15 protein-coding genes are annotated in these 14219 nt (G+C 61.4%); 12 read left to right on the top strand and 3 right to left on the bottom strand.

All coding sequences use genetic code 11. The features are described 5' to 3' along the window. Nucleotides 1–46: 46 nt before the first annotated feature. Nucleotides 47–1327 carry an outer membrane protein transport protein gene (locus tag HZB60_11550; GenBank protein MBI5060402.1) on the bottom strand — a complete coding sequence of 427 codons (1281 nt, stop codon included), beginning with the start codon at nucleotides 1325–1327 and terminating at the stop codon, nucleotides 47–49. A gap of 87 nt (nucleotides 1328–1414) precedes the next feature. Continuing rightward, nucleotides 1415–1903, bottom strand: coding sequence for a MarR family transcriptional regulator (locus HZB60_11545; GenBank protein MBI5060401.1), 489 nt, complete (start codon nucleotides 1901–1903; stop codon nucleotides 1415–1417). 250 nt (nucleotides 1904–2153) lie between these two features. Here HZB60_11545 and HZB60_11540 point away from each other — a divergent pair, with 250 nt between their 5' ends. From HZB60_11540 to HZB60_11485, 12 genes are all read left to right on the top strand, one after another. Next, nucleotides 2154–2753: a molybdenum cofactor guanylyltransferase gene (locus HZB60_11540; GenBank protein MBI5060400.1), complete on the top strand. Its 600-nt coding sequence runs from the start codon at nucleotides 2154–2156 to the stop codon at nucleotides 2751–2753. Beyond that, the gene (moaA, locus tag HZB60_11535; protein ID MBI5060399.1) at nucleotides 2740–3720 is read left to right on the top strand and encodes a GTP 3',8-cyclase MoaA; all 981 of its coding nucleotides are present in this window, start codon (nucleotides 2740–2742) and stop codon (nucleotides 3718–3720) included. The genes HZB60_11540 and moaA overlap by 14 nt, the downstream gene beginning before the upstream one ends. Then, entirely contained in the window at nucleotides 3696–4664 is a 969-nt protein-coding gene (locus tag HZB60_11530; GenBank protein MBI5060398.1) for a bifunctional molybdenum cofactor biosynthesis protein MoaC/MoaB, read from the top strand. Before moaA ends, HZB60_11530 begins: the two co-directional genes overlap by 25 nt. Then, nucleotides 4661–5884, top strand: coding sequence for a molybdopterin molybdotransferase MoeA (locus HZB60_11525; protein ID MBI5060397.1), 1224 nt, complete (start codon nucleotides 4661–4663; stop codon nucleotides 5882–5884). The genes HZB60_11530 and HZB60_11525 overlap by 4 nt, the downstream gene beginning before the upstream one ends. After that, nucleotides 5878–6360, top strand: a complete 483-nt coding sequence (locus HZB60_11520) for an MOSC domain-containing protein (protein MBI5060396.1) — start codon at nucleotides 5878–5880, stop codon at nucleotides 6358–6360. The genes HZB60_11525 and HZB60_11520 overlap by 7 nt, the downstream gene beginning before the upstream one ends. Beyond that, nucleotides 6353–7096 (top strand): sulfite exporter TauE/SafE family protein, encoded by a 744-nt coding sequence (locus tag HZB60_11515; protein ID MBI5060395.1) that lies wholly within the window; start codon nucleotides 6353–6355, stop codon nucleotides 7094–7096. The genes HZB60_11520 and HZB60_11515 overlap by 8 nt, the downstream gene beginning before the upstream one ends. 195 nt (nucleotides 7097–7291) lie before the next feature. Next, nucleotides 7292–8638, top strand: a complete 1347-nt coding sequence (locus tag HZB60_11510; GenBank protein ID MBI5060394.1) for a TolC family protein — start codon at nucleotides 7292–7294, stop codon at nucleotides 8636–8638. Next, nucleotides 8635–9702 (top strand): efflux RND transporter periplasmic adaptor subunit, encoded by a 1068-nt coding sequence (locus HZB60_11505; protein ID MBI5060393.1) that lies wholly within the window; start codon nucleotides 8635–8637, stop codon nucleotides 9700–9702. The genes HZB60_11510 and HZB60_11505 overlap by 4 nt, the downstream gene beginning before the upstream one ends. Then, entirely contained in the window at nucleotides 9699–13043 is a 3345-nt protein-coding gene (locus tag HZB60_11500; protein ID MBI5060392.1) for an efflux RND transporter permease subunit, read from the top strand. The genes HZB60_11505 and HZB60_11500 overlap by 4 nt, the downstream gene beginning before the upstream one ends. 1 nt (nucleotide 13044) lies before the next feature. Beyond that, the gene (locus tag HZB60_11495; protein ID MBI5060391.1) at nucleotides 13045–13233 is read left to right on the top strand and encodes a DUF2892 domain-containing protein; all 189 of its coding nucleotides are present in this window, start codon (nucleotides 13045–13047) and stop codon (nucleotides 13231–13233) included. A 9-nt stretch (nucleotides 13234–13242) separates the two neighbouring features. Further along, on the top strand, nucleotides 13243–13554 hold the full coding sequence (locus HZB60_11490) for a hypothetical protein (protein ID MBI5060390.1): 312 nt from the start codon (nucleotides 13243–13245) through the stop codon (nucleotides 13552–13554). Next, the gene (locus HZB60_11485; protein ID MBI5060389.1) at nucleotides 13551–13895 is read left to right on the top strand and encodes a winged helix-turn-helix transcriptional regulator; all 345 of its coding nucleotides are present in this window, start codon (nucleotides 13551–13553) and stop codon (nucleotides 13893–13895) included. Before HZB60_11490 ends, HZB60_11485 begins: the two co-directional genes overlap by 4 nt. 30 nt (nucleotides 13896–13925) lie before the next feature. Here the strand turns inward: HZB60_11485 and HZB60_11480 are convergent, their stop codons facing one another. Further along, a complete protein-coding gene (locus HZB60_11480; GenBank protein ID MBI5060388.1) occupies nucleotides 13926–14138 on the bottom strand; it encodes a hypothetical protein in 213 nt (70 codons plus the stop codon). Between the last annotated feature and the right edge of the window lie 81 nt (nucleotides 14139–14219).

Raw genomic sequence — 14219 nt, 5'->3', positions numbered from 1 at the left:
GAATTGGGAACACCGGGTCATCGGATCGACATCAACGGCGGTCAGATCAGAACCCGAACCCGACTTCAACTTCCCACTGATCCATCTTGAGTTCGATCTGCTGCTGCCCCGGAGCCTCCATCGGATTCGCTCCCTGCACGCTATTCGAAAACGCGCGCATGATCGAACAACTGATCTCTTTCTGACCGCCAATCATGTACGAGCCGCCCAGCGTGAGGTGCTGCTCCACCACGCCCGGCGCGAGTATGTTGAACATGACCTCCGAATCCGGGATCGGCTGAGCTCCAAACGCCCAGCCCGCGCGCCATGCCCACTGCGGCATGCCCGTCCACTGGACGCCGAACTTCACGTTTGTCATGTCCTCCCACCCAAACCCGGCGCCGTTGTCGCTGCCGAGCAGTATTCCTTGCTGAAATGCGGCGGGATCAAACGGATTGCCCACCGATTTCACTTCACTGTACATAATCTGCTGTACATCAACAGCAACCGTCCAGTGCTTCACCGGACCTGCCGCCACTCCCGCCGTCCATGTGGAAGGAATGTCGAAATCACCCGCTTCCGCGAACAATCCGGCGTAGTCCTTGAACTCGCTCATCCCCATTTGCGTCTGGTACGATGCACCCACGCTGAACAACTCGTGCAGCTTGCCGAGATAGCCCAGCCGCAGCCCGAAACCGGTGCCGGTATCCGTGTCATGGTTGGTAAGCTTGGTGCCATCCGTCGAGAAGTTGCCGAACGCTTCCAGCCCTTCCGCTGAGAACATCTGATATGCCAATACGGGCATGAGGCCCAGCGCATGACGTTCCGTGAGCTTGCGCGCATAGCTAACGCCGAAAAAGAGCTGCGAGAGATTCTGACCCGTTGGCCTGCTGCCGTTGAAAGCGGCGGCATCATAATCCGTGTTCATCCCGCCGTTGCCGTAGATCGCGAGACCCACCGCATTCTGCTCCGCAATGATCCGGTTATATCCCAGCGCCGGAATAACAAATGTGTTCGACCCTGATTCCGTGGTGCCCGGCGTCAGCGGAAACGTATTCGGATAGCCCGATGGATTCCCGGTGACTGAAAATTCACGATTCGGGTTAAACAAGGACACCGCCAGGTCGTAACGACTGTTCAAGAACACCAACGAGGCCGGATTATTCGCCGCCGCGATCGAGTTCGTCGGAAGCGCAACGCCGGCGCCGCCCATCGCCTTGCTCTGCGTGCCGTAACCGTGCGAAAAATAACCCAGCGTCGCGAACGCGGGCGCGCTGACCGTCAGCAGAAAGAGCAATGTCGAGAACAGCAATCGCCTTCCAGATATCGAATTGAGGCAGGAGTTCACAGCGTCTCCGATTCGGTTGATTGTGAAATATTTCGCAAGAAGGGCCGCACCCCGGAACCTCATGACGACGCGACCCGCCGGACTTCTTTAGAACTCGATCGACCGCCGAATCTCGTCCATCGCCAATTTTAACCGCTGCAGGGTTTCAACCAACGCCGCGCGTTCCGAATCCGGAAACTGCGAAAGCAGTTCCTGATGAAGCTGCGTCTCCAAGTTCAGAAGTTGCACGGCGACCGTCCGCCCCGCTTCCGTTAATTCGATTCGCCGCACCCGCCGGTCATTGCCGCTTTCCGCCCGGCTCACTAACCCCTGCCTCACGAGACGATCCACCAGCGGGGTCAAGCGACTATTCCCGATTCGCAACCGCTCCGCCAGCTCCGATGCCGTGTTCAGCTTCTCACCGTAGATCGCGGACAGTACCCGCCCGTCCGCCGCATGCAAGCCAAAGCTCCGACAGATTCGCTCTTCCTTATCAACGCAGCACCGCGACAGCTCCCGCGTGAGCGCGGCCAATTGCCGGGCCTGAGCACCACTGGGACGACGAATCTTCCTCGCTTTGGGCTGATGAACATTCATGGAGTGTAATATACCCGGCGTGAAGTTAAAAGTCAAGTGAAACTTTTCACGTGTGCTGGCGGTAAACTCAATGTTATCATGAATTAAGACAGATCCAATCCGCTATTACGAGAGGCAGCGATCCGTTCCTCCCCCGCCCGCAGGGGGTCAGAAAGGCTCCCCCGTTTGAGTTTCTGCTCGACTTGTCGTAAATTGTAGGCCAATCCAATCACGCGGTCGCAATTCCCGAATCGTACAAGATCGTCGCCATATGAAACTCGCGGGAGTCATCCTAAACGGCGGGCATAGTTCGCGCATGGGCCAACCCAAAGCGTCGCTCAGCTTGCCCGATGGCATGACGATGCTCGAGCACTCCGTAGCTCCACTGAAAGCGATTTGCGCTCCGTTATATATTGTGGGCGGCGACGCTCCCGCGACGGTGAGCCCATCCGACAACTCAATCCATTATCCGGATGATCGACCCGGTCACGGTCCGGCCGGAGGACTTGCAACCGTCGCGCGCTTGGCTCTCGCGGATGCGTATCTCGTACTAACCTGCGATCAGCCCTTGCTCACTCCGTCGTTGCTGTCCCGTCTGCGCTCCGGGCCGCCGCAGCTCGCTCATCTGTTTCGAAGTCAGGGGTCCGACGCCTTCTTTCCCTTTCCCGGCTACTATCCGCAGACTCTGCTCGCGCACTTGCTGACCGGGACTGCCCCGCCGTTGCGCTCGATGAGAGAAGTCATTGCTGCCGCAACGGTGGAGTGGATCGACCTCGGCCCCGGTGAACTCGCCCTGCTGCGCGGCGTGAACACGCCCGCCGAGTTCGCCGAACTCTGTCAACAACACGGAGCGAATCGTGCCGCTCGTTGATCGCTTCAGCCGTCGGCACAACTACCTGCGGATCGCCGTAACCGATCGCTGTAACCTGCGTTGCGTCTATTGCATGCCGGCGCAAGGAATCGAGTGGAAGCCGCGCGCGGAGATCCTCACCCTCGAGGAAATCCTGCGCATCGCGCAAATCCTCACCGAAGAAGGGGTCTCCAAAATCCGCCTCACCGGAGGCGAACCCACGGTGCGCGCCAACTTGTGCTGGCTCATCCGCGAACTGGCGCAGCTCGACGGCCTGCAAACGCTGGCCATGACCACCAACGGCATCACCCTGACCGAACATGCTGCCGCGCTCAAAGCCGCCGGACTGCACCGCCTCAATATCAGTCTCGACACCCTTCGCCGCGAGCGCTTTCAAGACATCACGATGCGGGACGGGCTGCACCGCGTACTTGCCGGAATCGACGCGGCTTTGAAGGCCGGGTTCGAACTGATCAAGCTCAATGTCGTGATCATCAATGGCCTGAATGACGACGAGTGCTTCGATTTCGTTGAATTCGTGCGAGCTCGCCCGCTGCACATTCGCTTCATCGAGTTCATGCCCTTTCCCGGCAACAACTGGAGCCGGAATCAGTATCTCCCCTGGCGGCAACTCCTCGAACGCCTCTCCGCACGATACGATCTGATGCCGACCGACGCGTCGGACACTTCGGTCGCACGCGGTTTTGCCATACCGGGCTATGCCGGGACCGTCTCCTTCATCTCCCCGCTTTCCGAAGAGTTCTGCGCGAACTGCAACCGTCTGCGACTGACCGCCGACGGTTCGATCAAGTCCTGCCTACTCTATCCCGCCGAACTGAATCTCCGCGAGCAGCTGCGCGCCGGCGTCGGCGATGAAGGCCTGCTCAAGCTGATCCAAACCGCCTTGAACGAAAAACACTTCGCGCATCCGCAGGAGTGTGCGCTGCCTGCGCTCGAAAACCGCTGCATGTCTCACATCGGGGGCTAATCGTGTTAGATGTTTCCAAAAAGGTCAAGACGCTTCGCACCGCCACGGCCGAAGCCCGCCTGACGCTCGCGGCCCGCACCATTGCCCGCATCCGCGAACGCAGCGTTCCCAAGGGCGATCCCCTCGAAGTTGCCCGCGTCGCCGCCATTCAAGCGGCGAAAAACACCTCGCAGATCATCCCGTTCTGTCATCCGCTGCCCATCGATCATGTGGCCGTGGAGTTCGAACTGCGCGATGTCGAAATCGTGGTCACCGCATCCGTCAAAGCCAACTACAAGACCGGCGTCGAAATGGAGGCCATGACCGCCGCCGCCGTCGCCGCGCTTACCCTCTATGATATGCTCAAAATGCTCGACGAGTCCATGGAAATCACAAGCATCAAGCTGCTGTCGAAAACCGGCGGCAAATCCGATTTCCGCTCCGCGTTCTCCGTTCCGCTGCGCGCCGCTGTCCTGGTCATGTCCGATTCCATCGCCGCGGGCAAGAAAGACGATCTGTCCGGTCGCCTGATCAGCGAGCGGCTGCGAACCGAAGGACTGATCGTTGACGAGTACCGGATTATCCCGGATGACATTCCCGAAATCGAACTTACCGTCCGCCGCTATTGCGATGACCTGAAGGTCGATCTCGTGATGACCACCGGCGGCACCGGCTTCAGTCCGCGCGATAACACGCCCGAAGCCATGGCCCGCATCATTGACCGCGAAATCCCCGGTATTCCCGAAGCCATCCGCGCCTACGGAGTCGAACGCACGCCCTACGCCATGCTCTCCCGCGCCCGCGCCGGCATTCGTGGCCAGACCATCATCATTAATCTCCCCGGTTCCAAACGCGGCGTCGCGGAATCCCTGGACGCGCTCTTCCCCGGACTGCTGCACGCGTTCCCCATGTTACGGGCCGGCGGGCACGACGGCGGACTTGCGAAGCGGAGCTCGCACTCGTGATTCCGTTTGAGGACGCCTGCCGATTGGTATTGGAACAGGCCCGGCCACTCCCCGCCTGCACGGTCGAGCTGAGCCATGCCGACGGCTTGTGCTTGTCCGAGGATATCCGCGCGCCGTTTGACCTGCCGCGCTTCGACAGCACCGCCGTCGATGGCTTCGCCGTCAGAGTGTCAGATGTGAAACTTGCGAGTTCAGCTAAACCCGTGAGTCTGCCCATTACCCGCACGATTCGGGCCGGCGTGCATTGCGAGCACGAGCTCATGCCCGCAGCCGCCTGGCGGGTCTTGACCGGTGCGCCGGTGCCCGGGAGTGTCGAGGCCGTCGTGATGAAAGAATTCGCAACCGTCGAACGCAATATCGTTTCGATCAGTCGAAGCGTGAAGCCTGGCGAGAACATCCGCCGAGCGGGGGAGGAGTATCAGGCCGGCCAGAGCGTGCTGGCGCGCGGCACTCGAATTTCGCCGACCGTGATCGGGTTGCTGGCCAATCTCGGCATCACGCAAGTTCCGGTCTTTCAGTCGCCACGCGTCACGATCATTATCACCGGTGACGAACTGCGCGCGGCCGGTTCTGAACTTGGCCCCGGCTTGATCTACGATTCCAACAGTCCCGCGCTCGCTGCCGCGTGTGCCCGGTTGGGGGTCGCGCAGTGCGAGATCGCCCGCTGTCCTGACGAACTGAAGCCCACCGTTGACGCACTCCGCGCGGCGATCGCGAGCTCGGAAATCGTGGTAACGGTCGGCGGTGCGTCCGTCGGCGACTATGACTTCGTCGGCGCCGCGCTGCGCGAACTCGCAGCGCGACTGCTCTACACCTCGGTCGCCATCAAACCCGGCAAACCCAATCTGTTCGCCACCGTCGAGCATTTCGGACGAACCGTCCTGCTATTCGGCCTGCCCGGCAACCCCGTTTCCGCGCTGCTGTCCTTCCACCTGCTGATTCGTCCGGCGATCCACAGCTTGCTGGGCGCAACCGGCGTCGAGCCGATCACCGTGCTGGCCCGGCTGTCCACTGAGCTCAGGAAGAAACCCGGGCGCCTCGAATTCGTCCGCGTGCAACTTCGCCGGGAGGGGCCGCAATGGAGCGCCGCTCCGACTTCCGGGCAGGAATCGCACATGCTGAGCGGACTTGCCGCAGCCGATGGCCTGCTGCGTTTTCCCGCGGAATCCGTTTATCTCGCCGCCGGTACCGATGTTGAAGTGGAGCTGTTGTCATGGTGATTCTCTCCGGACGTGTGCACGCGGTCTCCATTAGCGAAGCAAAGGGTACGCAAAAACACAATGTCGAGGCGGCCAGCCTTATCGCCAATCACGGCATCGAGACCGACGCCCACGCCGGACCGTGGCACCGTCAAGTGAGTCTGCTGGCCCTCGAGAGCATTGAAGTCATGCGGCAGATGGGTGCCGACGCGGATCCCGGTGACTTCGCCGAAAATATTACCACCCGCGGTATTAATCTGCTGCTGCTGAAACCCGGCGACCGCATTTCCATCGCCGATTCGATCCTCGAAATTACCCAAATCGGCAAAGAGTGCCACTCGCACTGCGCGATCTTCGCGCAAGTCGGAGACTGCGTCATGCCCCGCGAGGGAATCTTCGCTCAGGTCCTGCGCGGAGGTCTGATTCGACCCGGAGATCCGATCAACCTCTTGGCCGAGTCAAACGGGGTCCCTGCCGCAAGATCGTTCGATGCCTGATCCCGTCCTGCTCAGTCTGCTGGTGCTCGTCGTCGCTGCGCTCTATTCCTCCGTCGGCCACGGCGGCGCGTCGGGCTATCTCGCTGTGCTCGCGCTGTTTTCCGTTGCCCCTGCGCAGATGGCAGGAACGGCGCTGGTGCTGAACATCGCCGTTTCCGCACTCGCGTTGTTTGCCTTCGCCCGATCCGGCCACTTCAATCCCCGCCTGACTCTGCCGATCATCGCGGTCTCGGTTCCGCTCGCTTTCCTCGGCGGTCTGGCCCAACTGCCCGATCCGCTCTATCAACGGCTGCTCGCTTTCGCCCTCGTCGTCGCCGCGATCCGGATCGCCATGAATGTCGCCGCTGGGGACCAGGCACCAACCTTACGGCCCGTGAATCTCACCGTCGCCTTGCCGGCATCCGCCGGCATCGGACTGCTGTCCGGAATGATCGGAATCGGCGGCGGAATTTTCCTGAGTCCCCTTCTCATCCTCACCCGTTGGGCAACCGCGAAACAATCCGCCGCCACCGCCGCCGCTTTCATCTTCGTGAATTCCAACGCGGGCCTCGTCGGCCGAATCGTTACCCATCGCCTTGAACTCATGGATTCGCCTTGGCCGATCTTCGCGGCTGTCGTCGGCGGAATTGTCGGCTCGCGAATCGGCGCCACGCAGTACTCCATCCTCACCTTGCGTCGCGTTCTCGCCGTCGTCCTCCTCATCGCTGCCGCCAAGGCCGTACAGTCCAGCCTCTGACCCCCTCTCGCTCCGGACCCCGACCCCCCCGCGCCTCCTCCTTTTCACCGCGCTCGCTCCCAACTTCTGCGTTAGATATTGAAAATACGCTAATTAAAGCGTAACTCCGCGTCGCGCGGCCCCGGGAACTCGGCCTGACTTCGAAGCGTTTATGGATTATATTTCTGTATGGTTATATAACCATAAAGCGATTAAATGAGACCACTGATTCTTCTCTTTCTCCTCTCCGGCTTCTCCGCACTCGCCATGGCGCAGCCGCTGACCCTCGAAAGCGCCGCGCGCCGAGCGCGGCAAAACAGCCCTGCGGCGAAAGCCTCCGCCGCCCGCGTTATGGCCGCTGAACAATCCGCGCGTCAGGCGATCGGCTATCGGCTGCCAAGCATCGATCTGCTGGAAATCGGCGTGCGCACGACCAACCCTGCCGAAGCCTTCGCCTTCAAGCTGAATCAGGAGCGCTTTAGCATGGCCGAGTTCGCCAACCCTGCGCTCGACGCCAACAACCCGGATCCGCTGAACTCCGCCATCACACGAGCCGAGGCGAAGTTGCCCGTGTTTACCGGCGGCATGCTCGATGCGCGTACACGGCAAGCTCATCTGATGGCGCGCGCCGCGCGGCTTGAACATTCCCACACGCTGAATCGTATCGCCTACGAGGCCAGCGAGGCCTGGATGAACCTGAGCCGCGCCCGTGAATACCACGACCTCATGCAACGCGCCCACCGCACCGCCGCCGCACATCTGGATCGCGCGCGCGCGTTCTTTGATGAAGGAATGCTGATCCCCAGCGACATGCTGCGCGCCGAAGTCTATCTCGCCGAAATGGATGAGTGGCTCGCCCGCGCCCAAGCCGGGGCCGAACTCGCGTCCGCGGCGCTGAATTACCAGCTCGGAGAGCCTCAGCAAACGACCGTCAGTCTGGACCCGGTCGCCGAACTTGTCGAAAGCGCCGATTCCCTCGACGCGCTGGTCGAACGCGCACTTCACGCGCGGCCCGACCTGCAAGCCGCGCGCTTGAAGCTCCGGGCCGGCGAATTAGAAACAACCGTCGCCCGCGCCGGCTTCCTGCCCGAGCTGGGTATCGTCGCTCGTTATGAATGGTATGATGACAGACTCTTCGGCGATCACGGGGAATCCTGGGCGCTCATGGCCATGGCCAAGCTGAACCTCTTTAAAGGCGGCAGCGACTTCGCGAACGTCAAAAAATCGCGCGCCGAGGCCGTGTCCGGCGCCGCTGATGTGCAACGCTTCCAAGAGGGCGTGCGCCTCGAAGTCCGCCAATTCAAGGCCGATGTCACATCGGCCAAACTGCGCTCCCACGCCGCGACAGCGGCGCTCGCTGCCGGACGCGAACACCTGCGCATTCTCGAAGAACGGTTCAACCAGGGGGTCGCGAAAATGACTGATCTGCTCGACGCCCAAACCGCCTTGCGCGAAGTCGAGGTCCGCGCGCTTAACGCCCGCTATGATCTCCACCTCGCCGTCTTGCACCTGCGACTGGCCGTGGGTGATCCCGTGCTTGATCTATCCGCCGAGGAACAATGAAAACTATCGTTACGCTCTGTGCCGTCGGGTCGGTACTGATGTTCGCCGGTTGCTCGCATGATGCCAAGCTCGCATCCACCGCTTCCGCGAGCCTGAAGGCGGACGTCGCCACGGTGACGACCGTTCGTCTGCCGCGCGTGCGCGAACTACGCGGAACCGTTACCGCTGCCGAAGATGCCGTCCTCTCCAGCCGCGCCATGGGCCCGGTCGTTCGCGAGCATGTGGCCGTCGGCGATCGCGTCAAGCAAGGACAGCCGCTGATCGAAGTCGAAGAACGGATGAGCGGCGGCGGCCTGGCGCAAGCACGCGGCGCTTTGGCGCAAGCGCAGGCCGGACTCGCGCTCGCGGAACGCAACTTCCGCCGGTTCGAATCCCTCTTCTCCAAACAGGCCTGCTCCGAACTTGAACTCGATCTGGCCCGCATGCAATACGAACAAGCCAAAGGCGCGGTCGAGCAGGCGAACGGGGCGGTCGCCGCCGCCGGCGCCGTCGCCGATGATAGCAACCTCCGCGCACCGTTCGACGCCTATGTCGTCGAAAAGTTCGTCAGCGTGGGTGACCTGGTCGCCCCCGGACGTCCGGTGATTCATCTGCAATCCGCCGTGGGCCGTGAAGTTGCCTTCTCCGTACGAGTCGGAGACCGCGCATGGGTCAAGCGCGGCGACCGCCTGCCGTTTTATGTCGATGCGTCGAATGAAGTCACGCCCCGCTACGCCACGGTGACCGAGGTCGCGCCCTCGGCGGATCCCGTGACGCATAGCGTCTCCGCAAAGGCCGTGATCGAAGGTCCCGAGCTGCCCGCCGGAATCACCGTGACCGTGACCCTCGCCGGCGATACGGCCGACGTCATCACCATTCCGGCCACCGCGGTTTATGCGACCGGCGGACTGCAATTGGTGACGACGATCGAAGACGGCGCGGCGCGTAACCTCGCGATCACCACCGGCCGGTCATACGGCGATGCGGTCGAAGTGCTCTCCGGACTCGGTGCCGGACAGAGCATCGTGGCCAACCGAACCGGTGCAATTGCCGAAGGAACGAGAATCGAACGGGTGAATGGATGACCGACAACTCCAGGAATAATCAGCCGGAGGAGTCGCTTGCTCCGTCCCTCGCCGACGAAATCAAAGCCGCGCGGCAGGAAGCGAAGCGCGAGAAACTCGCGCGGCGCAAGATCGGCATCTCCGGCTCCATCGCCTCCGCCTTCTTAGAGTCCAAGCTCACACCACTGTTGGTCGTGGCCGCCCTCCTGATCGGCGGCCTCGCCCTCTTGATTACCCCGCGCGAGGAAGAACCGCAGATCAAAGTCCCGATGGTGGATGTGACCGTCGGATTCCCCGGGGCCACCCCGCTGGAAGTTGAACGCCGCGTCATCACTCCGCTGGAAAAGATCCTCTACGAGATCGAGAATGTTGAGTACATCTACTCAACGTCACGCCCTTCCGGCGGCATGGTGGTCGTGCGATTCTACGTCGGAACGGATCCCGATCAGGCCGTGACCCGCATCCACGCCAAGCTGCAAGCCGCCGCCGATCAAATGCCGCAGGGTGCGACCCCCCCGCTGGTCAAGTTGCGGACCATCGACGACGTGCCGTCCGTGGCTTACACGCTTTGGAGCACCCAGCTCAGCTCAACCGAGTTGCGCAAAGTCGCCGAAGAGCTGAAATCCGAGTTCACCAAACACCCGCGCGTGTCGCAGGTCAACATCATCGGTGGGCAGCGCCGCGTCGTGCGCGTCACGTTCGACCGCGATCGGCTGGCCGCCTATCAAGCCTCGATTCTGCAGGCGTACGGAGCACTCGCGGGCGCGAATTGGCGGCTCCCGGCCGGCGAGTTGACCGCCGATAATGAAGTGCTCGATGTGCACGTCGGCGGTCTGCTCCGCGATGTCGAAGACGTGCAGAATACGCTGGTCGGTGTGTACAACGGACGCCCCGTTTACCTGCGCGATGTCGCAACGATCGAAGACGGACCGGAGGAACCCGATCAGTACGTCTGGATGGGCTCCGGTCCCGCGGCACAGGAAAAGCAGATCGCTGTGGCGGGAATCGACGCCACCGCGGTTACAATCTCGATCGCCAAGAAGCCGGGAACGAACGCGATTGACATGGTCTCCGAACTCGATCAGCGACTTGAAATGCTCAAACGGACCGTCGTCCCGGCGGACGTGGAGCTTACCAAGACCCGCGACTACGGCTTTACCGCCAAGGAAAAATCCGATGAACTGATCTTTCACGTGCTGCTGGCGACCATCTCCGTAGTCCTGCTGATGTGGCTTATGCTCGGCCGACGCGAAGCCACGGTTGTGCTCGTCGCCGTACCGGTTACCCTTGCGCTTACGCTGGCCGCCAGCTACTTTTTCGGCTACACGCTGAACCGCGTGACCCTCTTCGCCCTGATCTTCTCCATCGGTATTCTGGTTGACGATGCCATCGTCGTCGTCGAGAACATCCATCGCCATTACCAATTGCGCTGGACCACCGCTCGTCATGCCACCGTCTTCGGCGTGGATGAAGTCGGCAATCCGACCATCCTCGCGACCTTGACGGTCATCGCCGCGCTGCTGCCGCTCGCCTTTGTGTCCGGACTTATGGGTCCCTACATGCGCCCGATTCCGGTCAACGCATCGGCCGCCATGTTCTTCTCGCTCCTGGTTGCGTTCATCATCTCGCCATGGTTGACCTACCGGCTCTTCGGCAAGCTGCACGCTTCCACCGCGCATCAGCACTACGATGAAACCGCGGAGGAAGGCAAGCTGCATCGCCTCTATTCGCGAATCATGCAGCCGCTGCTCGATTCTCCCAAACGGCGCTATCTCGCCCTCGGCGGAGTCGTCGTCCTGCTGCTGCTCTCGATGTTGCTCCTGCCGGCCCGCGCCGTTGTCGTCAAGATGATGCCCTATGACAACAAGAGCGAGTTACAGGTTGTCATCGACGCGCCGGAAGACTATTCCCTCGAGCGCACCAATGCCGCCGCCCGCGACCTCGCATCCGTCTTTACGAATATTCCCGAAGTTACCGACTATCAAGTGTACGTCGGGACCTCCGCGCCGTTCAACTTCAATGGACTCGTGCGCTACTACTTCTTGCGCTCGGGCGCCAACGTCGCCGATATTCAGGTCAACTTGATCAACAAGCACAAGCGTGACGAAGCCAGTCATGACATCGCCAAAGCCGTGCGCACAAAGCTCCTGCCCATCGCGACGCGCCACGGTGTCAACATCAAGGTCAGCGAAGTCCCTCCGGGACCGCCCGTGCTTTCGACCATGGTCGCCGAAGTGTACGGCCCCGAACTCGCGGGCCGGATCGCGGTCGCGCAACAGGTCAAGCAGATCTTCGCGACCACGGATGGCATCGCCGATGTGGACTGGCTCGTCGAGGACGCCGCGCCGCGCGCTGAGCTGGTGATCGATCATGAACGCGCCGCCCGCGCCGGAATCCCCGCCGACCAGATCGCCCGCACCGTCGCCATCGCCGTGAGCGGAACGGACGCCGGGCTTCTGCATGACGACCGCGCGCGCGCGCCGGTTCCCATCGTCTTTCAGCTTGACCGCAACCAGCGTTCGCGATTGGAGGATCTGCTGACCTTGCGCATCGCCGACGCCAATGGCCGATTGATCCCGCTGGGTGAACTGGTCAGCGTGCAACACCGCGCGCGTGAACCTTTCATCTACCACAAGAACCTGCAGCCGGTTACCTACGTGATCGGGGAAGTCGCGGGAACCGAGGAGTCTCCGGTCTATGGAATCCTAAACATGGGGGAGCGGTTGAACACGGTGAACACGCCGACCGGCCGCCCGCTCGCCGTCATGTCCACGCACCTGCCGCAAAACAGCCAGGAATATGCGCTGAAGTGGGATGGCGAATGGCACATCACCTATGAGGTCTTTCGCGATATGGGCGCGGCCTTTGCCGTCGTCGTGTTGCTCATCTACGTGCTGGTGGTCGGCTGGTTCGGTTCGTTCATAACACCGCTCATCATCATGGCGCCGATTCCGCTGACCTTGATCGGCATTCTGCCCGGTCACGGCATGCTCGGCACGTTCTTCACCGCGACCTCGATGATCGGATTCATCGCCCTCTCCGGAATCGTCGTACGCAACTCGATTCTGCTGGTGGACTTCATCAATCAGGAATTGCGAGCGGGGGAGACGCTCGAATCGGCCGTCCTGAAAGCCGGCGCCGTCCGCTTCCGTCCGATCGTGCTCACCGCACTTGCGCTCGTCGTCGGGGCTTCCGTGATCTACCTCGATCCGATCTTTCAGGGACTCGCTGTGTCGCTGATCTTCGGCGTGGTCGCCTCGACGGCGCTCACGCTGGTCGTGATCCCGCTACTCTATTACATGTATCTCAAAGTTGCCGGAACCTCGCAGGTCGCCGGTGTCCAAGACCAGGAAGGAGCATAACGTGCGTGTCGAAGAGGCCTTGCGTTTGATGGCCGGAATCGTTATTCTGATCAGTGTCGCGCTCGCGGTCTGGGTCAGCCCGTGGTGGCTGCTGTTATCGACGTTTGTGGCGCTAAACCTGATTCAGTCCGCGTTCAGCAAGTGGTGTCCGGCGATGACATGCTTCCGCAAACTCGGACTGAAATCCTGAGGGTGAATCATGACGACATCCATGAAGATGTTGATGCTGATCGCGCGCAGCGAACGGCGCGAAGAACTGGAGATATTCCTGCAAAAGGAGGGCCTGCAGGGGTTCTCCGAAATCCCGGATGTGCGCGGACGTGGGACTACCGGACCGCGCATGGGCTCGCTGGTCGCGCCGACCGTCTCGTCCATGATCCTCGTAATGGTCGCCGCGGAGCGGATTGCTGATATCGTGGCGAAACTCAACCTCTACTGCGCCGACTGCCATGAACATCTGCGTATCGCCCACTGGGATATTGTCGTCGAAACCATGGACGAATTGCCGTGAAGTCCACAAAGCACTCCGGTCATAACGGCATGCCGTCGCCCGAGATGACCCGCCGAATCGCGACCGTCTTCAAAGCCATGGCGGAGCCGATCCGCTTGCGGATCCTCTATGAACTGCAGCAGTCCGACGTCTGTGTCGGCGACCTCGTCGAACGCCTCGGCTGCAGTCAGGCCAATGTCTCCAAACACCTCGCCATCCTGCGTAACGCCGGACTGATTGACTCCAGCAGTTCGGGAACGACGCATTACTACAGCGTCTCCGATCCGATTGTTGTCTCCGTCTGCGCATCGGTGTGTGACTCCGTCGAGCGAAGATCGCGCGAGCTGCATGGCCAATCGTAGTCGCCTGTAAATCACGGATTGCTCGTGTGCTCATGAAACCCGCGCGAATCTCCGCGCGGGTTTCTGTTGTCCGCTCCCCATGCCACGACGTTGCACCTGTAACAGATGTGTATCAGACCAATCGTGACCCTGCTTCAGATCGATCTCGCCGATGCCTCTCGGTGCCACGGGCCGCTGATCCGCCTCGCGGACATGTCGCTGAACCAAACCCTCGCCCGCCTGCTTGCTATCGACCTCAATCATCAAAGATTCATGCGGATTGCACATTCGCCCTGATGACCGCGAAAGAGAGCTCAGAACTCCACTTTCCCCCGCGCCCGCCTT

This window comes from candidate division KSB1 bacterium (assembly GCA_016214895.1).
In the GTDB taxonomy this organism is placed as follows: domain Bacteria; phylum Electryoneota; class RPQS01; order RPQS01; family RPQS01; genus JACRMR01.
The sequence above is the reverse complement of the archived record's forward strand: the minus strand, read 5'-3'. Positions and strand labels throughout refer to the sequence as shown.

What these genes read in the sequence shown, in the direction of transcription:
- HZB60_11545 (MBI5060401.1), bottom strand. Translation starts at nt 1,903, where the DNA reads ATGAATGTTCATCAGCCCAAAGCGAGGAAGATTCGTCGTCCCAGTGGT.
- HZB60_11540 (MBI5060400.1), top strand. Translation starts at nt 2,154, where the DNA reads ATGAAACTCGCGGGAGTCATCCTAAACGGCGGGCATAGTTCGCGCATG.
- HZB60_11520 (MBI5060396.1), top strand. Translation starts at nt 5,878, where the DNA reads ATGGTGATTCTCTCCGGACGTGTGCACGCGGTCTCCATTAGCGAAGCA.
- HZB60_11515 (MBI5060395.1), top strand. Translation starts at nt 6,353, where the DNA reads ATGCCTGATCCCGTCCTGCTCAGTCTGCTGGTGCTCGTCGTCGCTGCG.
- HZB60_11510 (MBI5060394.1), top strand. Translation starts at nt 7,292, where the DNA reads ATGAGACCACTGATTCTTCTCTTTCTCCTCTCCGGCTTCTCCGCACTC.
- HZB60_11505 (MBI5060393.1), top strand. Translation starts at nt 8,635, where the DNA reads ATGAAAACTATCGTTACGCTCTGTGCCGTCGGGTCGGTACTGATGTTC.
- HZB60_11500 (MBI5060392.1), top strand. Translation starts at nt 9,699, where the DNA reads ATGACCGACAACTCCAGGAATAATCAGCCGGAGGAGTCGCTTGCTCCG.
- HZB60_11490 (MBI5060390.1), top strand. Translation starts at nt 13,243, where the DNA reads ATGACGACATCCATGAAGATGTTGATGCTGATCGCGCGCAGCGAACGG.
- HZB60_11480 (MBI5060388.1), bottom strand. Translation starts at nt 14,138, where the DNA reads ATGATTGAGGTCGATAGCAAGCAGGCGGGCGAGGGTTTGGTTCAGCGA.